Annotated in this window: 19 protein-coding genes; 15 read left to right on the top strand and 4 right to left on the bottom strand. The window is 71.1% G+C overall.

Translation table 11 applies throughout. The features are described 5' to 3' along the window. Positions 1 to 35 precede the first annotated feature (35 nt). Positions 36 to 1,046 (bottom strand): MsnO8 family LLM class oxidoreductase, encoded by a 1,011-nt coding sequence (locus tag ACHAAC_RS01150; protein WP_435714021.1) that lies wholly within the window; start codon positions 1,044 to 1,046, stop codon positions 36 to 38. Positions 1,047 to 1,260: 214 nt separating this feature from the next. Here ACHAAC_RS01150 and leuS point away from each other — a divergent pair, with 214 nt between their 5' ends. From leuS to holA, 7 genes are all read left to right on the top strand, one after another. After that, on the top strand, positions 1,261 to 3,786 hold the full coding sequence (gene leuS / locus ACHAAC_RS01145; protein WP_435714020.1) for a leucine--tRNA ligase: 2,526 nt from the start codon (positions 1,261 to 1,263) through the stop codon (positions 3,784 to 3,786). Continuing rightward, positions 3,783 to 4,661 carry a DegV family protein gene (locus ACHAAC_RS01140; RefSeq protein ID WP_435714019.1) on the top strand — a complete coding sequence of 293 codons (879 nt, stop codon included), beginning with the start codon at positions 3,783 to 3,785 and terminating at the stop codon, positions 4,659 to 4,661. Before leuS ends, ACHAAC_RS01140 begins: the two co-directional genes overlap by 4 nt. Before the next feature lie 107 nt (positions 4,662 to 4,768). Beyond that, complete coding sequence (locus ACHAAC_RS01135) at positions 4,769 to 5,572, top strand: helix-hairpin-helix domain-containing protein (protein WP_435714018.1); 804 nt, start codon at positions 4,769 to 4,771, stop codon at positions 5,570 to 5,572. After that, positions 5,569 to 7,827 carry a DNA internalization-related competence protein ComEC/Rec2 gene (locus tag ACHAAC_RS01130; RefSeq protein ID WP_435714017.1) on the top strand — a complete coding sequence of 753 codons (2,259 nt, stop codon included), beginning with the start codon at positions 5,569 to 5,571 and terminating at the stop codon, positions 7,825 to 7,827. The genes ACHAAC_RS01135 and ACHAAC_RS01130 overlap by 4 nt, the downstream gene beginning before the upstream one ends. Before the next feature lie 30 nt (positions 7,828 to 7,857). Then, complete coding sequence (locus ACHAAC_RS01125) at positions 7,858 to 9,342, top strand: hypothetical protein (RefSeq protein WP_435714016.1); 1,485 nt, start codon at positions 7,858 to 7,860, stop codon at positions 9,340 to 9,342. Further along, positions 9,342 to 9,986 (top strand): hypothetical protein, encoded by a 645-nt coding sequence (locus tag ACHAAC_RS01120; protein ID WP_435714015.1) that lies wholly within the window; start codon positions 9,342 to 9,344, stop codon positions 9,984 to 9,986. Before ACHAAC_RS01125 ends, ACHAAC_RS01120 begins: the two co-directional genes overlap by 1 nt. A gap of 35 nt (positions 9,987 to 10,021) precedes the next feature. Continuing rightward, positions 10,022 to 10,993: a DNA polymerase III subunit delta gene (gene holA, locus ACHAAC_RS01115; protein WP_435714014.1), complete on the top strand. Its 972-nt coding sequence runs from the start codon at positions 10,022 to 10,024 to the stop codon at positions 10,991 to 10,993. Between the two features lie 69 nt (positions 10,994 to 11,062). Here holA and rpsT read toward each other — a convergent pair whose 3' ends face one another. Then, the gene (gene rpsT, locus ACHAAC_RS01110; RefSeq protein ID WP_435714013.1) at positions 11,063 to 11,320 is read right to left on the bottom strand and encodes a 30S ribosomal protein S20; all 258 of its coding nucleotides are present in this window, start codon (positions 11,318 to 11,320) and stop codon (positions 11,063 to 11,065) included. A 181-nt stretch (positions 11,321 to 11,501) separates the two neighbouring features. Here rpsT and ACHAAC_RS01105 point away from each other — a divergent pair, with 181 nt between their 5' ends. From ACHAAC_RS01105 to hemW, 5 genes are all read left to right on the top strand, one after another. Then, complete coding sequence (locus tag ACHAAC_RS01105; protein WP_435714012.1) at positions 11,502 to 11,840, top strand: hypothetical protein; 339 nt, start codon at positions 11,502 to 11,504, stop codon at positions 11,838 to 11,840. 35 nt (positions 11,841 to 11,875) lie between these two features. Beyond that, entirely contained in the window at positions 11,876 to 13,732 is a 1,857-nt protein-coding gene (gene lepA, locus ACHAAC_RS01100; protein WP_435714011.1) for a translation elongation factor 4, read from the top strand. 110 nt (positions 13,733 to 13,842) lie between these two features. Continuing rightward, a complete protein-coding gene (locus tag ACHAAC_RS01095; RefSeq protein WP_435714010.1) occupies positions 13,843 to 14,469 on the top strand; it encodes an MOSC domain-containing protein in 627 nt (208 codons plus the stop codon). A 126-nt stretch (positions 14,470 to 14,595) separates the two neighbouring features. Next, on the top strand, positions 14,596 to 16,434 hold the full coding sequence (locus tag ACHAAC_RS01090) for an AMP-dependent synthetase/ligase (protein WP_435714009.1): 1,839 nt from the start codon (positions 14,596 to 14,598) through the stop codon (positions 16,432 to 16,434). Further along, complete coding sequence (gene hemW / locus ACHAAC_RS01085) at positions 16,435 to 17,595, top strand: radical SAM family heme chaperone HemW (RefSeq protein WP_435714008.1); 1,161 nt, start codon at positions 16,435 to 16,437, stop codon at positions 17,593 to 17,595. A gap of 92 nt (positions 17,596 to 17,687) precedes the next feature. Here the strand turns inward: hemW and ACHAAC_RS01080 are convergent, their stop codons facing one another. Together ACHAAC_RS01080 and ACHAAC_RS01075 are read right to left on the bottom strand one after the other, a co-directional pair. After that, the gene (locus tag ACHAAC_RS01080; protein WP_435714007.1) at positions 17,688 to 18,521 is read right to left on the bottom strand and encodes a DUF3097 domain-containing protein; all 834 of its coding nucleotides are present in this window, start codon (positions 18,519 to 18,521) and stop codon (positions 17,688 to 17,690) included. Then, complete coding sequence (locus ACHAAC_RS01075; protein WP_435714006.1) at positions 18,514 to 18,939, bottom strand: hypothetical protein; 426 nt, start codon at positions 18,937 to 18,939, stop codon at positions 18,514 to 18,516. The genes ACHAAC_RS01080 and ACHAAC_RS01075 overlap by 8 nt, the downstream gene beginning before the upstream one ends. Positions 18,940 to 19,158: 219 nt before the next feature. Between ACHAAC_RS01075 and hrcA the strand changes: the two genes are divergently transcribed. The 3 genes from hrcA to ACHAAC_RS01060 all read left to right on the top strand — a co-directional run bounded on the left by hrcA (position 19,159) and on the right by ACHAAC_RS01060 (position 21,808). Continuing rightward, the gene (gene hrcA / locus ACHAAC_RS01070) at positions 19,159 to 20,178 is read left to right on the top strand and encodes a heat-inducible transcriptional repressor HrcA (RefSeq protein WP_435714005.1); all 1,020 of its coding nucleotides are present in this window, start codon (positions 19,159 to 19,161) and stop codon (positions 20,176 to 20,178) included. Positions 20,179 to 20,193: 15 nt separating this feature from the next. Next, entirely contained in the window at positions 20,194 to 21,351 is a 1,158-nt protein-coding gene (dnaJ, locus tag ACHAAC_RS01065) for a molecular chaperone DnaJ (protein ID WP_435714004.1), read from the top strand. A gap of 118 nt (positions 21,352 to 21,469) precedes the next feature. Further along, positions 21,470 to 21,808, top strand: coding sequence for an HIT domain-containing protein (locus ACHAAC_RS01060; protein ID WP_435714003.1), 339 nt, complete (start codon positions 21,470 to 21,472; stop codon positions 21,806 to 21,808). Positions 21,809 to 21,820 lie beyond the last annotated feature (12 nt).

The raw sequence follows: 21,820 nt of genomic DNA, 5'->3' as shown, positions 1-21,820 counted from the left end.
CGGGGAGCAGGGCCCCGTGCTCGTCGTCGGTCTGCTCACCGTCCGCTGGGACGGCTGACGTCGCTGGAGCGGGCCAGGCCGAACAGCTCGGCCAGGGCAGTGTCGGAGGCCGCCAGGGCCTCGGTGTCGAACGTGGACGTCGAGGCCATCAGCTCATCGGCCCGGGTGCGGTGCAGGAGGTCCTCGAGCTGGGAGCGGACGGCCTCGGCATCACCGGAGACCGCACCGTCCATGGTCCGCTCCATGGACCTGCGCTGCCGGTCGGAGATCTCCAGGGAGCGAACGGACTCCACGCTGCGCAGCGCGTCGAACGAGCCGGTCTCGCGCGACGAGGCCATGGCCCACGCCTCCGGCAGCAACAGCTCTCGCGCCTGCTCGGGGGTCTCGCCCACCATGACGTCCAGGCTCACCACGACGTACGGCCGGCTGCCGTCGCGGGGTCGGAAGGACTCGCGGTACCGCTGCAGCGCCGCGGTGTCGCGCAGCACCGGCCCGCCGACCACGAGCGGCAGCCCGGCGCGGGCCGCGACGTCGATGCCCTCGCCCGTGGCCAGGACGAGCACCGGAGGCGCTGCGGTGCGTGGCCGGGCCGTGACGGGGCCGGACCCGTCGAGGAACCCGAGCAGCTCGGCCACGTCGTCCTCGAAGCGTCCGGCATCGCTCTCCTCGACCCGCAGGGCCGCGCGAACGGGCGCGGTGAACCCCACCGACCGGCCGATGCCCAGGTCGATCCGGCCCGGGTCCAGGGACGCCAGGACGAGCGCCTGCTCCGCCACGACCAGCGGCTGGTGGTTGGGCAGCATGACGCCGCCCGAGCCGATCCGGATCCGCTCGGTCCGGGCGGCCAGGGCCGCCATGAGCACGGCGGGACTCCCGCTGGCGATGCCCGGCACGGCGTGGTGCTCGGCCACCCAGAAGCGATGCAGCCCGAGCCGTTCGGCCCGCTGAGCCCGCTCGATCGTGTGCTCCAGTGCCCGGGCGTCGGGCTCGCCCTCGCGGGTGCGTGAGCGGTCCAGGATGGAAAGCCTGAGGTCCGCGAGCGCCATGTCCGTTCCAACCGCGGCGGCCGGCCCGGGATTCCCGCCGGTCGAGTGGGGGACCGTCACGGCGTGGGGCGCTAGCATTGGGCCGTGCGGAACAGCCTGCTCCTTGCCTAGCCGTCGCGGATCATCCGCGAGCGGCCGCCCCTCCCCGTGAGGGGCGTTGCCATGTCAGGGAGCAGGACGACGGGTCGAGGGCGCCAGCGCCGGTGAGGGACAGATGAGCGAGCGAGACGGACACGATTCCTACGACGTCCACGCCGCGGAGGCCAAGTGGCAGCCGGTGTGGGAGCGGCTCGACCCGTTCCGAGCCGACGACGATGCCGTCACCTCGGGCGAGCGGGAGAAGAAGTACGCGCTCACGATGTTCCCGTACCCCAGCGGTGACCTCCACATGGGGCACGCCGAGGTGTTCGCCCTGCACGACGTGATCGCCCGGTACTGGCGCATGCGCGGGTACGAGGTGCTGAACCCCATGGGGTGGGACTCCTTCGGGCTGCCGGCCGAGAACGCCGCCATCCGCGGCGGCGAGCACCCGGCGACGTACACGTACGGGAACATCGAGACCCAGTACGCATCGATGAAGCGGTACGCGATCAGCGTCGACTGGTCGCGTCGCCTGCACACCTCCGACCCGGAGTACTACCGCTGGACCCAGTGGCTGTTCCTGACCCTTCGCGAGCAGGGTCTGGCCTACCGCAAGAACTCGCCGGTCAACTGGTGCCCCCAGGACCAGACCGTGCTGGCCAACGAGCAGGTCCTCGTCGACGGAACCTGCGAGCGGTGCGGAGCCGAGGTCACCAAGCGTGAGCTCACGCAGTGGTACTTCCGCACCACGGCCTACGCCGAGGAGCTGCACGCGAGCCTGGAGGACCTGCAGTCGACCTGGATCGGCAAGGTCGTCAACGCCCAGCGCAACTGGATCGGACGGTCCGAGGGGGCGCACGTCGACTTCCGTGTCGCCGGTCGCGAGGAGCCGATCACGGTCTTCACCACCCGACCCGACACCATCTTCGGCACGACGTTCATGGTCGTCGCCGTCGACGCGGGACTGGCCGACGAGCTGGTCAGCGACGAGCAGCGGCCCGCGTTCGAGACGTACCGGGACGAGATCCGCAAGGCCTCGGAGATCGAGCGCCTGGCCACCGACCGCGCCAAGACCGGCGTCGACCTCGGGGCCCGCGCGGTCAACCCGGTCACCGGTGAGGAGATCCCGGTCTGGGCCACGGACTACGTCCTGGCCGACTACGGCACGGGCGCCGTCATGGGGGTCCCCGGCGGCGACCAGCGTGACTGGGAGTTCGCGCAGACCTTCGGCCTGCCCATCGTCCGCACCACCGAGCCGCCGGCCGACTGGGACGGTGAGGCGTTCGCGGGGGAGGGTGCCGCCATCAACTCCCCGCCGCCGGGCACCGACGTCGACCTGGACATCAACGGGCTCGACGTCGCCGAGGCCAAGGCCGAGACGACTGCCCACCTGGAGCGGACCGGAACGGGCCGCGGGACGGTCAACTTCCGGCTGCGTGACTGGCTGCTGTCGCGCCAGCGGTACTGGGGCGCACCCATCCCGATCATCCACTGCCCGGACTGCGGCGAGGTGCCCGTCCCGCTGGACCAGCTGCCGGTGGAGCTGCCCGAGCTGCGCGGCGCCGACCTCAAGCCCAAGGGCACCTCCCCCCTGGGCGCGGCGACCGAGTGGGTGGAGGTCGACTGCCCCGCGTGTGGGGGTCCGGCGCGTCGCGACACCGACACGATGGACACCTTCGTGGACTCCTCGTGGTACTTCATGCGCTACCTCTCACCCCGCGACGACACTCAGGCCTTCGACCCCGAGCTCGCCCGGGCGTGGGGTCCGATCGACCTCTACGTCGGGGGTGACGAGCACGCCGTGCTGCACCTGCTGTACGCCCGGTTCTTCACCAAGGCGCTGCGAGATGCAGGACTGCTCGACTGGGACGAGCCCTTCTCGGCCTACCTCTCGCAGGGCAAGGTGATCAACAACGGCCGCAAGATGAGCAAGTCGCTCGGCAACGGCGTCGACCTCGGCGCGCAGCTGGACGCCTTCGGCGTCGACGCGGTCCGACTGACCCTGGTCTTCGCCAGCCCCCCGGAGGACGACATCGACTGGGCAGACCTCTCCCCGGCCGGGTCGCTGCGCTTCCTGCAGCGTGCCTGGAGGCTCGCGGGAGACGTCGAGTCCGCCCCCGGCGCCGACCCGACGACCGGCGACCCCACCCCGGCGAGCACAGCGCTGCGCCGGGTCACGCATCGCACCGTGCACGAGGCCGCCCAGCTCGTGGAGTCCTATCGCTTCAACGTCCTGATCGCTCGCACCATGGAGCTGGTGAACGCCACCCGCAAGGCCATCGACGGCGTCGAGGGGAAGGGGGGCTGCGGCCCGACGGACCCCGCGGTGCGGGAGGCTGCCGAGGTCGTGGCGCAGCTGCTGTCGCTCGTCGCGCCCTACACCGCCGAGGAGATGTGGGAGCGGCTCGGCCACGAGCCCACCGTGGCGACGGTGGCCTGGCCGACGGTCGACGAGGGGCTGCTGGTCGAGGACTCCGTGACGTGTGTCGTGCAGGTGCAGGGCAAGGTCCGTGCCAAGCTCGAGGTCTCGCCGGACGCCAGCGACGAGGAGCTCACCGAGCTCGCCCTGGCCGAGGTCAACGTGCAGCGGGCGATCGACGGGCGCGAGGTCCGCAAGGTCATCGTCCGTGCGCCCAAGCTCGTGAGCGTGGTCGTGTGAGCCCCCCCGGAAGCACTGCCGGTCGTCACGCCGGACGCATCGCCGTCGTGACCGACTCGACCGCATCGCTCTCCATTGCCGATGCCGAGGTCGAGGGCATCACGGTGGTGCCGCTGAAGGTGGTCATCGGGGCGGAGACCCACACCGAGGGAGTCGACGTCACTCCCGACGCGATCGCCGACGCGCTGCGTGAGTTCGTCCCGGTCAGCACCTCCAGGCCCACGCCGGAGGAGTTCCTCGCCGTCTACGAGGGGCTCGCGGGGCAAGGGGCGACGTCGATCGTCTCGGTGCACCTGAGCGCCAAGATGTCCGGCACGTTCGAGTCCGCCCAGCTGGCCGCGGGCCGCGCCTCGATCCCGGTCATGTGCATCGACTCCACGCAGGTCGGCATCGCGACGGGCTTCGCCGCGGGCCGCGCCGCCCGCGCCTGTGCCGCCGGTGGCACGGAGGCCGATGCCGTGGGCGCCGCGCTGGGCGCGGGTGAGGCCTCGACGGTCCTGATGTACGTCGACACGCTGGAGTACCTGCGGCGGGGAGGCCGGATCGGCTCGGCCGCCGCGCTCATCGGCTCGGCCCTCGCGGTCAAGCCGCTGCTCACGATCACCGACGGGATGGTCGTCCCGCTGGAGCGTGTGCGCACGACGGCCAAGGCGCTCTCTCGCGTCGAGACCCTGGCGGTGGAGGCGGCCGAGGCCGCTCCCGACGGCGTGGAGATCGGTGTCCAGCACCTGGCCAACGCCGATGAGGCCGACGCCATCGCGGTGCGGCTGGCTGAGCGTCTCGGGCTGGAGTCGGTGCCGGTCAACGAGGTCGGCGCGGTCATCGGCGCGCACGTCGGTCCCGGCATGGTCTCGGTCACCGTCACGCCGCGCTGACCCCGGGACCGGCCGGGCCGTCCACAGGCCCGAGGTCCTCCGCTGCTCATCCACAGGGCGACGGCCGACCGGGTGATCGCGAGGCGGTCTCCTCCTAGCGTCGAGGTGTGAGTGCAGACCGGACCGACGACGCAGGCCAGACCCGGGCCGAGGTCGCACGGCGCCGCCTTGCCCAGCTGAACGCCTCCTTCCACGCCGTCGCGACGCAGCCGCAGGACCTGCCGGAGGAGCCCGAGGGGCCCGCGGAGGAGCCTGTCGCGGCGACGCACCGGGCCTTCGGGGGTCGACGTCCCTCCCTGCGGCCGGTGCACCTGCGGGTCGTCGCCACGTTGGGCGTGGCAGCGGGGGTCGTGCTGACGTGGTGGCTCCTGGCCGAGCGACCCGAGGTCGCGCCGGTGGGGGAGGGCGTCGACCTCACCAGCCAGGGTCCCGGGTCGACGGCGGGGGGCGAGCCGGTCGAGGACGGCGAGGCCACGGGCGAGGTCATCATCGACGTCGCGGGCAAGGTGGAGCGGCCGGGCATCGTGGTCCTCCCGGCGGGCTCGCGGGTCCACGAGGCCATCGACGAGGCCGGTGGGATCTCCGGCAAGGTCGACACGACCACCCTCAACCTCGCCCGGGTGCTCGTGGACGGCGAGCAGGTGCTCGTGGGCGTGGAGCCGGCGGCACCCTCGCAGGGCGGCTCGGCTGGTGGGGGTGGTTCGGGGGATGCGTCGGGACCGCAGGTCAACCTCAACTCCGCCACGCAGGAGGAGCTGGAGACGCTCCCCGGTGTCGGCCCGGTGACGGCGGAGTCCATCATCACCTGGCGGACGGAGAATGGGCGGTTCTCCTCCGTCGACGACCTGTTGGAGGTCAGTGGCATCGGGGAGAAGACCCTCGCCGAGCTGCGCGAGCGCGTGGCGGTGTGAGCACGGACCTCCGACTCGTCCCGCCGGCCCTGGTGGTCTGGCTCGCCGTGGCCCTGCTGCTGGAGCGGCCGAGCAGCGTCGCCGTCACGGTGGCCGTGGCGGCGACCGTCGTCGCCGGAGCGGCGTGGGCGGCTCCTGCTCGGTCGTGGCGGGCCACCCACGCGCTGCGGACCCTGTCGCTGTGCGCGGCGTGCCTCGCGGCCGTGGCCGCCTCGTGCGCCTGGCGGCTCGCCGGGGTCGAGGCCTCACCCCTGGTCTCGCTCGCCGAGCAGCGGCGCGTCGTGGACGCCGAGCTGCAGGTGGTCCTGGACGCCAGGACGTTCACCCGTTTCGGCGACACCTCCGCGGTGGCCGGTGTGCGGGTCCTGCGGGTGGTCGTGGACGGACGGGCGGTGCGGGTCTCCGACCGGGCCACGGCCTTTCTGGAGGGAGAGTCGGCAGACCTCGTCACCGGCCGCCGACTCGTGGTCCGAGCCCGGCTCGGGCCGAGCGAGGCGAGCGACGAGACGGCCACGCTCGACGTGCTGGAGCGCACCGCGTCGCGTGGGGCGGCCTGGTGGTGGGAGGGCTCGGAGTCGCTGCGCGGGTCCATCCGCGGCTCCGTCTCGCACACGGGGGTCGCCGAGTCCGCCCTCGTCCCGGCTCTCGTCGCCGGTGACGACGCGGCGCTGCCGACCGAGCTGGAGGAGGACTTCCGGCGCACGGGGCTGACCCATCTCCTGGCCGTCTCGGGGACCAACCTGACGATCGTCCTGGCCGTGCTGCTGGCACTGGCTCGGGCGGCTCGCGCTCCGCCTCGTGTGCTGCTGGTGGTGGGACTGCTCGGCGTCCTCGGCTTCGTGCTCCTGGCCCGACCCGAGCCCAGCGTCCTGCGCGCCGCCGGCATGGGGCTGGTGGGCCTGGCCGCCGTCGGGTACGGCGGACGCAAGGGTCTGCGGGCGCTGGCCGTCGCCATCGTGGTGCTCCTGTTCCTCGATCCATGGTTGGGCACGTCGGTGGGCTTCGTCCTCTCGGTGTGCGCCACCGCCGGCATCCTGGTCCTCGCGCCACCGATGGCAGAGAGGCTGCGGACCTGGCTGCCGCACTGGGTGGCCCTCGCCGTCGCGGTGCCCCTGGCGGCGCAGCTGGCCTGCACTCCGGCCATCGCCGCGATCTCCGACGAGGTCTCGCTCGTCGCGGTCGCCGCCAACCTGCTGGCGGGTCCGGCCGTGGCCCCGGCCACCGTCGCGGGACTGTTCGGCGGCCTGCTGGACCTCGTGTGGGCTCCTGCGGGCCGCGTCGTCGGGACGGCCGCCGGGCTCTCCGCGGGCTGGATCGTGCAGGTGGCCAGGCACTCGGCGAACCTGGACGGTGCGGCCGTCCCGTGGGCGGCACCGTGGTGGCTGCTCGTTCCGGTGGTGCCCCTCGTCGCCTGGGCCCTGTGGCGCTGGGCGCACCGCCCGGTGGTCGTCATCGGCCTCGTGCTCGGGCTGGGGGTCGCCCTGTGGCGCCCGCCCCAGCCGGGCTGGCCGCCCGAGGGCTGGGTGATGGTGGCCTGCGACGTCGGCCAGGGTGACGCCACGGTCGTGCGCACCGGGCCAGGGGAGGCGATCGTGGTGGACGCCGGCGAGGAGACCGCTCCCGTCGACCGCTGCCTGCGTGGCCTGCGCATCGATCGGGTCAAGGCGCTGGTCCTCACCCATGCCGACGCCGACCACGTCGACGGATGGCCGGGGGTCGTCGAGGGTCGGACGGTCGACGTCGTGCTGCTGGGTCGACGCGGTGTCGACGTGGCGGGCGTGCCCGCGCGGATGGTCGGTCAGGGGGACCGGCTGCGGGTCGGTGACGTCGAGGCCGAGGTCCTGTGGCCCGAGGCCGCGGACGAGCAGGCCACGCAGGACGAGCGCAACGGCCTCAGCGTGGTGCTCCGGGTCGAGACGGCCGGCGTCACGCTGCTGCTCAGTGGAGACCTCGGCGAGGCGGAGCAGGCGCGGTTGCTCGCCGCGTCCCCGCGGGTGCGCGCAGACGCCCTGAAGGTGGCCCACCACGGCAGCGCCGACACCTCCGAGCGCTTCGTCGACGCCGTGGCACCACGCGTGGCGACCATCTCGGTGGGGGCCGACAACGACTACGGCCACCCCGCGCCGAGCGCAGTGGAGATGTTGGAGGCCGTCGGCGCCGGCGTCTGGCGCACCGACGAGTCGGGTGACGTGGCCGTGGTGGTGCAGGAGGGCGGTCTGGGCGTCGTGACCCGCGGCGGGGGCACGGGAGACTAGGATCGTTGCGACCACGGAGGATCGGGGGACGTGCTGATGGTGGACAGCTTCGAGGACTACGCGGACCTGCACGGCGTGGACGCCGACTCGATCCGTGCGGCGGCCGAGGATCCGCGCCACGACTCCGCCGCCCTGCAGTCCCTCGCCAGCGAGCTGGGAGAGGACGAGGCGTCCGTGGTCGAGGACATCGAGGGCGCGATCGTCGAGGGCACTCGCGTCAACCCTCGGGAGGCGCGGGTCATCGCGCTCGATCTCGCGCAGAAGGGGGAGTACGCCGTCGGCCTCCTCCTGCAGTTCGCCGCCGAGGTCGAGGAGTTCGACGGCGAGGTCGAGGAGCTCAACTCCCAGCTGCTGGGCGACACGATGGACATGTGGCGCGCCGAGCACAACGGCACTCCCACGAGCGAGCCGCTGGACGACCCGCGCAGCTATGACGAGATCAAGGGGTCGATCAAGGCCCAGCTCATGCCGCTGTACAGAGCCGCGGTGGAACAGCTGGACACGGCGGCCGAGACCGTCGCCACGTCGTTCGAGCAGGGAGCCACCGACGCCAACGTCAAGCGGCTCATCCTGGACGGGTACATCCCTCTCGCCCAGGCGAGCCTGTGGTCGCAGCTGACGTTCACCGACCACGAGCGCGAACGAGCACTGGCGAACGGTGCCGAGACGACCGCCCGCGCGATGCTGAACGACCTCATCGACGCGGGCCTGGTGGACGAGGAGGTCGAGGAGGACGATCGATACTTCCAGTGGCTCATGAACGCGGCCGAGGGCGGTACCGACTACGGGACGATCCTGGACATCGTCCGGGACCACGAGATCCAGCCGTCCTCCTTCGACGTCCTGTCGGACCTGGAGGAGATCGTCGACCGCGACGGCAAGTCCTACTTCCTGCTGCCCGACGACATCAGCGGCGATGATGCCAGGCAGGCGGTCATCATGACCTATATCTACAACGCTGGCACCGACTACGGCAGCGCCACCGACGACACGGGCACGGAGAACGATTTCGACGAGACGTCCTACTCCTCCGACGAGATCCAGCGGATCATCGACCGGCAGGAGGCCAACAGCTGGAGCTATGACGATGACGTCGACTTCGTGCACCGTAACGGTGGCCGCATGGTCACCACTCCGAACGGCATCTTGATGGGGGCGGGCGGGAACTCGGCTCAAGGCTGGTTCAGCTGGCAGGGCGGCACGGCCTGGGGGGACATCTTCATGGTCAACATCGACAACCCCGACGACGAGGCCGACATGCTCCGTCAGATCGTCGAGAGCGGGGTCAAGCCGGACAACGAGGGACACGAGTTCGGCGGCCCGGATGGTCCCGGAGGCCCCGGCGATCCCGGCGCGCTCGATCTTGATCGACTGCTGCACCACGAAGAGCGCCATGCGCAGCAGTGGGCCGAGAAGGGGTACGGCGCGTTCATCCGTGAGTACGCCTGGGAGCAGATCAGTGGCGGCAACGAGACCGAGGAGGAAGCAGGGCTTTCCGACGGCGGCTACCACTGATGGGCGGGTCACTGCTGTTCGTGGTCGTCTGCACGGTGCTCGGCCTCGTCCTGGTCCTCGCGGCCGTGTTCGGCTCCTCGCGGCTGTGGTTGCGCTGGGTCACGGGAGTGGTGGGGGTCGTCGTCGCCGTCCTGCCGGTCCTGCTGGTAGCCGGGTTCCTCCTGGCCCAGCCCGAACCGCTGGAGCCCGACGAGACCCTCGCGATGGGGGTGCGGGTCGATGACGGGGTGGCGCACGTGTGGCTCGGTCCGGGGTGCGAGGAGGTCGAGAGACTGCAGGTGAGTCTGAAGGTCCAGGGGGCGCCCGACACGGCCGTCCTGGAGCTGCGTGCCGACGGTCCGGCCGTCACGGTCGAGGAGCTCGGCCTGACCCCGGACTCCTATCCCGACGGGATGAGTGCCGTGGAGCCTCTGCCGCAGGAGGCACTCGACCTTGAGCAGCACCGCTCCTTGGGCGTGGAGGAGCGGCGCGGGGCCACGGTGCTCCTGCAGCCGGCGCTCGAGGGATCTGCCGCTCGGCCGGGGGAGCTGTGGCTCGGTGAGGAGCTGGGTTGGATGACGCCGGAGGACGCGGTGCGCGGGGTCGAGAACGGCGACCTCTCGACCATCTGCATGCCGGCACCGGACGGCACCTACGGCAGCTGACGATCCTGTCCGAGACCGCGGCTAGGGTGACCTCCATGGCCTCGGCGTTCGGCAAGATCCTGCTCATCACGGGCAATGCGGAGTTCCTCTCCGATCGCACCCGGGCCCGCGCCGTGGCCGCCATCGCTGCCGAGGACCCCGAGTGCGAGGTCACCACGGCCACCGCGGCCGGGCTCGGCGCGGGGGAGATCGCCGGGCTCACCAGCCCATCGCTGTTCAGCTCGGCCAGCGCACTGGTCCTCACCGAGCTGCAGGACCTTCCGGACGTCGCCCAGGCCGAGCTGCTGGCCTACGCCGCGACGCCGTCGCCGGAGACCGCCGTCATCCTGGTCCACGGTGGCGGGCAGAAGGGCAAGGGCCTGCTGGACAAGCTCCGCGCCCAGGCGAGCGTCCACGAGGTCAAGCAGGAGGCCCCCAAGTACGAGCGCGACCACGCCCGCTGGGTGGCCGGCGAGCTGCGCGACCTCGGGGCCCGGATCGACGAGCAGGCCGCCACCTTGCTCGTGGCCTCCGTCGGCCAGGACCTGCGGGCCCTCTCCGGAGCCGCCAGCCAGCTCGCCGTGAGCATCGACGAGGGGAACGAGGTGACGGTCGAGGTGGTCCGGCGCTACTTCGGTGGCCGGGCCGACGTGCGTGGCTACGAGATCGCCGACGCCGCGATCGACGGGCGCATCGCCGTGGCCCTGGAGCAGGCCCGGTGGGCCGAGACCGCCAAGGTCGCCCCGGTGCTGGTCACCAGCGCCCTCGCCTCCGGACTGCGCTCCCTGGCCCGCCTGGCCGACGCGCCGCCCGGACTGGCCCAGGGCGACCTCGCCCGCCACGTCGGGGTCCCCCCGTTCAAGCTCAAGATCATGCGGCGTCAGCTGGGCCGGTGGAGCTCTGCGGCCCTGGCCTCGGCACTCGACGCCGTCGCCCGGGCGGACCTGGACGTCAAGGGTGGCGCGTCCGACCCGGCCTTCGCGGTGGAGCGGATGGTGCTGCAGGTCGCCGCTGCCCGCGGCCGCTGAGGGGTCGAGGGGCCCGGGAACGACGAACGCCCCCGGCAGGACCGGGGGCGTGTCGTGTGTGGGGCTACCTCAGAGCGAGGAGGCCTTCCTGGCGATGGCCGACTTGCGGTTGGCGGCCTGGTTCTTGTGGATGACGCCCTTGGAGGCGGCCTTGTCCAGCTTGCGGGTGGCCTCGGCAGCGAGGGTCTTGGCCTCGTCGGAGCCGGCGGAGGCGGCCTCGTTGAAACGACGGACGGCAGTGCGCAGCGTGGATCGGACCGCCTTGTTGCGCTCGCGCGCGACCTCGTTCTGACGGTTGCGCTTGACCTGCGACTTGATGTTCGCCACGTGGCTGACCTGTTCTCTCGTGCTGCTGGGGTGGTGGTGCAAGTGAGGTGGGCGTGCCACTGGGCACGCGACGTCCCACACTACCAGCGGCGTGCCGGGTGCCCCAAATCCGAGCGGGGCTCGCTGCGCCGGGGCGTCCTGCCGACCATGATCTACGACGGCGCGTAGTAGCCTGCCGGCCATGCAGACGCTGTACAACCTTCTCGTCGTCCTCCACGTCCTCAGCTGGATCGTCGTGCTCGCCGGCTACCTCAAGGACGTCAAGGGACCGCGCGTCAACCTGTGGATGGCGCACGGCCTGACCGTGGCCTTCGTGCTCGGCCTCGCGCTCACCGGGATCGCCTCGGCGAGCGACGCGGTCGACGACCCGAACAACGCCAAGGTCGCGGTCAAGCTGGTCGTGGCGCTCGCAGCCATCGGCCTGGCCCACGCGACGCGTCGTCGCCCGGCGCCCAACCCGCTGGCCCACGTGGTGGCGGTGCTCGTGGTGGCGAACGTCGTTCTCGCCTACGTCTGGTAGGACCGACGCCTGCCGGATGGGATGATGGGGCCATCATGACCTCACCCGCTCCGCAGCCCGGCGGCACCGATCCGGCGATCTTGCGCAACTTCTGCATCATCGCGCACATCGACCACGGCAAGTCGACCCTCGCCGACCGCATGCTCCAGCTGACGGGCGTCGTCGACGAGCGCGCTGCGCGGGCGCAGTACCTGGACCGGATGGACATCGAGCGTGAGCGCGGCATCACCATCAAGAGCCAGGCTGTGCGGATGCCGTTCACCAAGAGCAACGGTGACGACGCGGGCACCCAGTACGTCCTCAACATGATCGACACTCCCGGCCACGTGGACTTCACCTACGAGGTGAGCCGCTCGCTCGAGGCCTGCGAGGGCGCGATCCTGCTCGTCGACGCGGCGCAGGGCATCGAGGCGCAGACCCTCGCCAACCTGTACCTGGCGATGGAGGCGGACCTGCACATCATCCCGGTGCTCAACAAGATCGACCTGCCGGGAGCGCAGCCGGAGAAGTACGCCGAGGAGATCGCCGGCATCCTCGGCGGCGATCCGGACGACGTCCTGCGGGTCTCGGCCAAGACGGGCCAGGGCGTCGGTGAGCTGCTCGACCTCATCGTCGACGAGGTCCCCCCGCCGACCGGGGATGCCGACGGGCCACCGCGCGCGCTCATCTTCGACTCCGTCTACGACACGTACCGCGGTGTCGTCACCTACGTCCGCGTCTTCGACGGCAAGCTCAGCCACCGCGACAAGATCAAGATGATGTCCACCGGTGCGGTGCACGAGATGCTCGAGGTCGGCGTCATCTCGCCCGAACCGGTCAAGGCCAAGGAGATCGGCGTCGGCGAGGTCGGGTACCTCATCACCGGCGTCAAGGAGGTCCGGCAGAGCCGCGTCGGCGACACCGTGACCTCCAACAGCCACGGCGCCGAGGAGGCGCTCGGCGGCTACCGGAATCCCAACCCGATGGTGTTCTCGGGCCTGTACCCCATCGACGGCGACGACTTCTCGACCCTGCGCGACGCCCTGGAGAAGCTCCAGCTCAACGACGCGGCCCTCGTCTACGAGCCGGAGTCCTCCGGCGCGCTGGGCTTCGGGTTCCGCATCGGCTTCCTCGGGCTGCTGCACCTGGAGATCGTGCGCGAGCGGCTCGAGCGCGAGTGGAACCTCGACCTCATCTCCACGGCGCCCAACGTCGTCTACCGCGTGGAGATGGAGGACGGCAGCGAGCGCGTCGTCACCAACCCCAGCGAGTACCCGACGGGCGGCAAGATCGCCAAGGTCTTCGAGCCGGTCGTCTCGGCCACCGTCCTGGCACCCAGCGAGCACATCGGCGCGATCATGGAGCTCTGCCAGTCGCGGCGTGGTCAGCTCGTGGGCATGGACTACCTCTCCGAGGACCGCGTGGAGATCCGCTACACGCTTCCCATGGGCGAGATCATGTTCGACTTCTTCGACGCCCTGAAGAGCCGCACCAAGGGCTACGCATCGCTCAACTACGAGCTGTCCGGGGAGCAGGACGCCGACCTCGTCAAGGTCGACGTCATGCTCCAGGGCGAGATCGTCGACGCCTTCAGCGCCATCGTGCACCGCGACTCCTCCTACGCCTACGGTGTCGCCCTGGCGGGCAAGCTCAAGGAGCTCATTCCGCGCCAGCAGTTCGAGGTCCCCATCCAGGCGGCGATCGGCGCCCGCATCATCGCGCGCGAGAACATCCGCGCGATCCGCAAGGACGTGCTCGCCAAGTGCTACGGCGGCGACATCAGCCGCAAGCGCAAGCTGCTGGAGAAGCAGAAGGAGGGCAAGAAGCGCATGAAGGTGGTCGGCCGCGTCGAGGTCCCCCAGGAGGCCTTCATCGCCGCCCTCTCCACCGGCGAGACCTCCACGAGGACCTGACCGACCGCCGGGTCCTCGCCGAGTGGCGCAGATCCGCGATTTCGAGACGGCGTGTCGCGCAGATCTGCGCCACTCGACGTCTGATCTGCGCCACTCGATAGCGTGCACGGGTGAGTCATGTGGAGTCGGTCAACGTCGGTCCGGTCGTCGAGGTGCCGTGGGGCTCGCTGAAGCGTTCCGGCATCGACAAGCGTCCGGTGACCGGTGCGGTGCGGGTGGACACCCTGGGACTGTTCGGCGACGCGATCGCCGACCTCCAGCACCACGGTGGCCACGACCAGGCCGTCTACGCCTACGCCGCGGAGGACCTGCAGGACTGGGCGGTCGAGCTGGGTCGTGAGCTCAGGCCGGGACAGTTCGGCGAGAACCTCACCACCCGCGGCATCGACGTCACCGGGGCCCGGCTCGGCGAGCGGTGGCAGGTGGGATCGGCGCTGCTGGAGGTGTGCGCGGTACGCATCCCGTGCTCGGTCTTCCAGGGCTTCCTCGACGAACGCCGGTGGGTCAGGCGCTTCACCGAGCGCGGCGTACCGGGCGCCTACCTGCGGGTGGTCGAGGAGGGGGAGGTCGCCGTCGGCGACGCGATCGACGTCGTCGAGCAACGAAGCCACGACGTCACCGTCGGGTTCGCCTTCCGCGCCCTCACCACGCAGCGCGAGCTCCTCCCCGCACTGGCCGAGGAGCCCCGTGCGTCCGCCAGGATCCAGCGGCGAGTGAGGGCCTTCGCGGACCGTTGAGTGCAGTTCGCAACGGGCTGTTGTGACTCCACGGCGAGGCTCGGCGATGCCCTGCCAAGTGACCGGGCAGTAGGTTAAGGTGAGCCGCACCACATCCCCCTCTGCGCCGACATGTCAAGGAAGTCCATGCCGACCAACGCCACACCCGAACAGCTCAAGATCGTCGAGAACCGGGCGCGCAACGTCGCCCAGATGTTCTTCGACCGCGTCGCGGAGTCCCCCAACCGCGAGGCCTACCGCTTCCCGGACGCCAACGAGAGCTGGCACTCGCTCACCTGGTCGGAGACCGGTGAGGAGGTCACCAAGCTCGCCGCCGGCCTGATCGCCCTCGGCATCGGCTCGGAGGAGCGTGTCGCGATCGTCTCCGGCACCCGGTACGAGTGGATCTTCTCCGACCTGGCGATCAACGCCGCCGGCGCCGCGACCACCACCGTGTACCCGACCACCACGGTCGACGACGAGGCCTACATCCTCTCCGACTCCACGAGCCGCATCGTGTTCGCCGAGGACGACGAGCAGGTCAAGAAGCTGCTGGAGAAGAAGTCCGAGCTGCCCGACGTGGTCAAGGTCGTCACGTTCGACAGCACGCTCGACGACGGCGAGTGGATCATCTCCCTCGAGGCCCTGGAGACGCTGGGCTCGGAGCACCTCGCCGCGCACCCCGATGCCGTCAAGGAGCGAGTCGCGGCCATCGAGCCGGGCCACCTCGCCACGCTCATCTACACCTCCGGCACCACGGGCCGTCCCAAGGGCGTGCGCCTGAGCCACGACGGCTGGACGTACGAGGGTGCGGCCATCGCCGCCGGCGGCTTCCTGAGCATCGAGGACCTGGAGTTCCGCTGGCTGCCGATGGCGCACTCCTTCGGCAAGGTCCTGCTCACCACCCAGCTGCAGGTGGGCTTCCCCGCCGCGATCGACGGCCGCGTGCCGAAGATCGTGGAGAACCTCGCCATCGTCAAGCCCACCTTCATGGGCGCCGCGCCCCGCATCTTCGAGAAGGCCTACGGCCGCATCGTCGGCATGATGGAGGAGGAGGGCGGCGCCAAGCTCAAGCTCTTCCGCTGGGCCGAGGGCGTGGGTCGCGAGCACTCCCGCCTGGAGCGCGCCGGCAAGTCCATCCCGACGGGTCTGAAGATCAAGCACGGCGTGGCCGACAAGCTCGTCTTCTCCAAGGTCCGTGACCGCTTCGGCGGCCGGGTCCGGTTCTTCATCTCCGGTGCCGCGGCCCTGTCCTCCGACATCGCCGAGTGGTTCCACGGCGCGGGGGTCCTGATCCTGGAGGGGTACGGCCTGACGGAGAGCTCGGCCGGATCCTTCGTCAACCACCCCGACGCCTTCAAGCTCGGCTCCGTCGGTCTCGCGATGCCCGGCACCGAGGCACGCATCGCCGAGGACAAGGAGATCCTGATCAAGGGTCCCGGCGTCATGGGCGGCTACCACAACCTGGAGTCCGAGAGCGCCACGACGGTCACCAACGACGGCTGGCTGCACACCGGCGACGAGGGGCACCTGGACGAGGACGGCTTCCTGTTCATCACCGGCCGCAAGAAGGAGCTCTTCAAGACCTCCGGTGGCAAGTACGTCGCCCCGCCGCACATCGAGGGCGTCTTCAAGGGCATCAGCTCCCTCACGAGCCAGATCCTGGTGCACGGCAACGAGCGGAACTTCTGCTCCGCGCTCATCACGCTCGACCCGGACGCCGTCGCCGAGTGGGCCGAGAGCAACGGGATGTCCGGGAAGTCCTACTCCGAGGTCGTCTCCTCGCCGCAGATCCAGGAGATCATCGGCGGGCAGGTCGAGGAGCTGAACCAGCGCCTCAACCGCTGGGAGCAGATCAAGCGGTGGGCCGTGCTCGACCACGACCTGTCCATCGAGTCCGGTGAGATCACGCCGAGCATGAAGGTCAAGCGCGCGGTCGTCGAGGCCAACAACAAGGAGCTCCTGGACTCCTTCTACGCTGACTGAGTGAGCACGCGCGAAGGGCCGGACGTCAGTGACGTCCGGCCCTTCGGCGTCTACGTCCACATTCCGTTCTGCTCGGTGCGGTGCGGCTACTGCGACTTCAACACCTACACGGCCGACGAGCTGGGCGAGGGCGCGACGCGGGACTCGTTCGCCGACACGGCGATCGCGGAGGTGCGCCGCGCCGGTCGGTCCGTGGGGCGCCGGCCCGTGGAGACGGTGTTCTTCGGCGGCGGGACGCCGACCCAGCTGCCGGCCGACGACCTCGTGCGTGTCCTGCGCTCGATCGATGACGAGCTCGGCCTGGCGCCGGGGGCGGAGGTCACGAGCGAGGCCAACCCTGACAGCGTCACGCCCCAGGCGCTCGCCACGATGCGCGCCGGTGGCTTCAACCGGATCTCCTTCGGGGTCCAGTCGGCGGTGCCCCACGTCCTGGCGACGCTGGACCGCACGCACGACCCGGCTCGCGTCCCCGAGGCCGTGCGGTGGGCTCGGGAGGCGGGGTTCGAGCAGGTGAGCGTCGACCTCATCTACGGCACGCCAGGGGAGTCGATGGGCGACTGGCGCGCCAGCCTGGATCAGGCCGTGGCGCTCGAGCCGGACCACGTCAGCGCGTACGCCCTCATCGTGGAGGACGGCACCGCCTTCGCCCGAGCGGTCCGGCGGGGCGAGGTGACCATGCCCGACGACGACGAGACGGCCGACAAGTACCTCCTGGCAGACGAGTTCCTCACCGACGCCGGGATGGGCTGGTACGAGCTGTCCAACTGGGCCCGTGACGATGCCGCGCGGTGTCGGCACAACGCCCTCTACTGGCGCAGCGACGACTGGTGGGGCATCGGTCCCGGCGCCCACTCCCACGTGGCCGGGCAGCGCTGGTGGAACGTCAAGCACCCGGCGGCGTACGCGCAGCGTCTCGCGGCGGGGGAGTCTCCCCGTCATGACGGCGAGGTCATCGATGAGGCGTCGGCGCGGCTCGAGGACGTCATGCTGCGGGTCCGCCTGCGCGAGGGCCTCCCGCTCGACGCGTTGGACGCTGCCGGCCGCGCCGAGGTTCCCGCTCTGCGCGAGCGCGGCCTCCTCGACGTCGGCGACGGGCGCCTCGTGCTGACCCGGGACGGCCGCCTGCTCGCCGACGCCGTCGTCCGCCTGCTCACGCCCTGACGTCGCGAGTCACTCCGAGCCGACCGCGAGTCACTCCGCCGGAGCCGGAGTGACTCGCGAGGGCGTGGGAGTGACTCGCGAGAGTGGGTGGGTCAGGGAGCCGTCACGAAGTCGATGAGCTCCTCGACGCGGCCGAGGAACTCCGGCTCCAGGTCGGTCCAGGAGTCGACCCGCGAGAGGATGTGCTGCCAGGCACGGGCGACGTCCGCCTGGCTCTCGTGCGGCCATCCGAACGCGGCACAGACGCCGCGCTTCCACTCGATCGAGCGCGGGACGGTCGGCCAGGCCTCGACACCGAGCCGTTCGGGCTTGACCGCCTGCCAGACGTCGACGTAGGGATGGCCGACGACCAGCACGTGCGGTCGCCCTGACAGCTGGGCAGCGATGCGCGACTCCTTGGAGCCGGTGACCAGGTGGTCCACCAGGATGCCGAGGCGTCGGTCCGGGCCGGGCGCGAAGTCGTCCACGACGCCCACGAGGTCGTCGACACCGTGCAGCATCTCCACCGCGACGCCCTCGACGCGCAGGTCGTGCCCCCACACCCTCTCGACCAGCTCCGCGTCGTGCTTGCCCTCGACGAGGATCCGGCTCGGGAGCGCCACCGTGGCGCGGTGGTCGGCGACCAGGCGGGATCCGGAGGCAGAGCGGGTCGGGGCGGTCGGGGCCGTCGGCGCGGGAGCCACGAGCACGACGGGTCGACCCTCCAGCAGGAAGCCGGGACCCAGCTCGAACGTCCTGCGCCGTTCGCGTCGGTCCTCCAGGACGAGGGTGCCCAGGTCGCGCTCGACCCGCATGATCTCGCCGCAGAAGCCGCTCGTGGCGTCCTCCACGACGAGCCCCTTCTCGGCCACCTGCTCGCTCGCGCGACCGCGCGGCGGCTCGCGCCAGCCCGAGGCCAGGACGTCCGACCCGTAGCGGTCAGCCATGCAGCACCCCGAGGAGGCGCTGATGGAAGTCCTCCACGTCGGCGCGGGTGACCTCGCCCGAGGAGGTGATGACCCGGGTCCGCTCACTCATCAGGCCGAGGACGAGGTCGACCGCCACCGGCCACTCAGGGCCGACGGCGACGGGCGTCTCGGAGGCGACGAGGTCGCCGAGCGAGACGACGTCCTGCTCCTGCACGACGAGCACCAGCTCGCCCCCCTCGGGGCCGTGGCCCGGGTGCAGCACCTCGACGAACACGTCTCCCAGGTCCCCGGCCCAGACTGCGCTGAGGGTGCCTCCCCGGGACTCGTGCAGGAGCCGGGTGCCGTCGTCGAGCGTCACCTCGCGGGGCCGGTGCACGAGCGTGCGCAGGCTCCCTGCGACGCTCACGTGGTCGTCGGCGACATGGATCTCGGACACGTCGTTAGACTGGCAGTTGGCCCACCCGAGTGCCAGTTGACGCGCGGAGAGGAGATCGCATGAGCGAGCGGCAGCGAGCGAACAAGAGATCTCTCATGCGAGCACGCTCCTACGGTGGTTCTTCTGAGGACGTGCTCGCATGAGCGAGCGGCAGCGAGCGAACAAGAGATCTCTCATGCGAGCACGCTCCTACGGTGGTTCTTCTGAGGACGTGCTCGCATGAGCGCAGACGAACGACGCCTGTCGGTCCTGCGCGCCATCGTGGAGGACTACGTCGCCACCCAGGAGCCCGTCGGTTCGAGGTCCCTCGTCGAGCGGCACCAGCTCGGCGTCTCGCCGGCCACGATCCGCAACGACATGGCGGCCCTGGAGGACGACGGCTACATCGCCCAGCCGCACACCAGCGCCGGGCGCGTCCCCACCGACAAGGGCTACCGGCTCTTCGTGGACAAGCTCTCCTCGGTCAAGGCGCTCTCGACCGCCGAGCGTCGCGCCATCGAGACCTTCCTGACCGGCGCCGTCGACGTCGACGACGTCGTGCAGCGCAGCGTCAAGGTGCTCGCGCAGCTCACCAACCAGGTCGCCATCGTGCAGTACCCGTCGCTCACGCGCTCCACGGTGCGGCACGTGGAGATCGTGGCGCTGGAGAACTCCCGCGTGCTGCTGGTGCTCATCACCTCCAGCGGGCGGGTCGAGCAGCGCATCATCGAGCTCGAGCAGACGCTCGGCGCCGACCTGCTGGTGGACCTGCGTGGCCGGCTCGTCGGGGCCACGGTGGGCCAGCGGCTCCCCGAGGCGTCGCTGCGGCTGGCGGAGATCATCGAGACCTTCGCACCGCGGGACCGTCCGATCATCACGTCGGTCGTCACGACGCTCACGCACGTGCTGACCGGCGAGCGCTCCGACGAGCGCGTCGCCGTGGGCGGCACCGCCAACCTGGCCCGGTTCGGCAGCGACTTCGACGTCACGATCCGGCCGGTGCTGGAGGCGTTGGAGGAGCAGGTGGTGCTGCTCAAGCTGCTCGGCGAGGCCACCTCCGACCCCACCGTGCGCATCGGCACCGAGACCGGCAACGACCAGTTCAGCGGCACCGCCGTGGTCTCGTCGGCCTACGGCTCCCACGACCAGGTGCTCGCGACGCTCGGGACGGTCGGACCCACCCGTATGGACTATCCCGGAACCATCGCCGCCGTCGGCGCGGTCGCCCGCTATGTCGGGCGCATGCTGGCGGACGGCTGAGAGGACCCCAAGCACATGGCACAGGACTACTACGCCCTGCTCGACGTGAGCCGCGAGGCCGGCAACGACGAGCTCAAGAAGGCCTATCGCAAGCTGGCGCGACGGCTGCACCCGGACGTCAACGACGCGCCGGACGCCGCCGACCGCTTCAAGGAGGTCACGAACGCCTACGAGGTGCTCTCCGACCCCCAGAAGCGAGCCGTCTACGACCGCGGCGGCGACCCGCTCTCCTCCGGGGGCATGGGTGGCGGCGGCTTCGGCCAGGGCTTCAGCTTCGACGACATCATGGATGCGTTCTTCGGCCAGGGGGCCGGCGGGCGTGGTGGACCGCGCTCGCGGGTCCAGCGCGGCCAGGACGCTCTGCTGCGGATGACCATCGATCTCGCGGAGGCGGCCTTCGGCGCCACGCACGAGATCAAGGTCGACACGGCCGTCACGTGCGGCACGTGCGACGGTCGCGGTGGCGCCGAGGGCGCCGAGCCGGTCACCTGCGGCACCTGCCACGGGCACGGCGACGTCCAGCACGTGCAGCGCTCGCCGCTGGGCAACATCCGCACCTCCCGGCCCTGCCCGACCTGCCAGGGCTTCGGCTCGGTCATCGCCGACCCGTGCGACGAGTGCGGCGGCGACGGCCGGGTGCGCTCGCGTCGCTCCCTCAGCGTCACCATCCCGCCGGGAGTGGACCAGGGGACCCGCATCCAGATGCCCGGCGAGGGCGAGGTCGGGCCCGGTGGCGGGCCGGCGGGCGACCTGTACCTCGAGATCAACGTCGGTCCGCACGAGGTGTTCACGCGCAGGGGCGATGAGCTGCGCTGCCAGGTGACGGTCCCCATGACGGCGGCTGCGCTGGGCGTGCACGTCGAGCTGCCGACGCTCGAGGCCGACCTGACCGACCACGAGGACGCGAGCGTCGTGGGCCTGGACATCACGCCGGGCACACAGGCGGGTGACCTGATCACCGTGCGCGCCCAAGGTGTTCCGCGGCTGCGGAGCGTCGGTCGCGGCGACCTCGTCGTGGAGGTCGTCGTGGAGACGCCCACCCGCCTGGACGACGAGCAGCGTGAGCTGCTGAAGAAGCTCGCCGCGGTGCGCGACGAGGAGCAGCCCGAGGCACGCATGAGCGACGCCCACCGCGGCAGCGTCTTCGGCCGCATCAAGGGCGCCTTCCGGTGAGGTCTTCCACGGCCCAGCCGTTTCGAGGTCACGTCGACCGACTCACCGGGACCACCCGGTCGACGTGATCTCGCAGAGCCGGTGGTGCGCAACGGCGGGGACGAGGTAGGAAGGACCCATGAGCGACGACTGCCTGTTCTGCAAGATCATCGCGGGCGACGTCCCGTCCGACGCCGTGGCCGAGAACGAGCACGCCTACGCCTTCCGCGACCTGACGCCGCAGGCGCCCACGCACGTGCTGGTGATCCCTCGTCGTCACGAGCCCGACATCGGCAGCCTCGTGGAGGCCGACGCCGAGGCCGCGACGGGGGTCCTGCGGCTGGCCAAGCAGGTCGCCGACGAGGCCGGCGGCAGCTACCGGCTGGTCTTCAACACCGGTGAGGCCGCCCACCAGAGCGTCTTCCACTGCCATGCCCACGTCCTCGCCGGTCGTTCGCTCGGCTGGCCGCCCGGCTGAGCCCCGGTACCG

The sequence above is a fragment of the Aeromicrobium sp. CF4.19 genome, assembly GCF_051262555.1.
Taxonomy (GTDB): Bacteria; Actinomycetota; Actinomycetes; order Propionibacteriales; family Nocardioidaceae; genus Aeromicrobium.
This window is presented reverse-complemented; position numbering and strand designations above follow the sequence as displayed.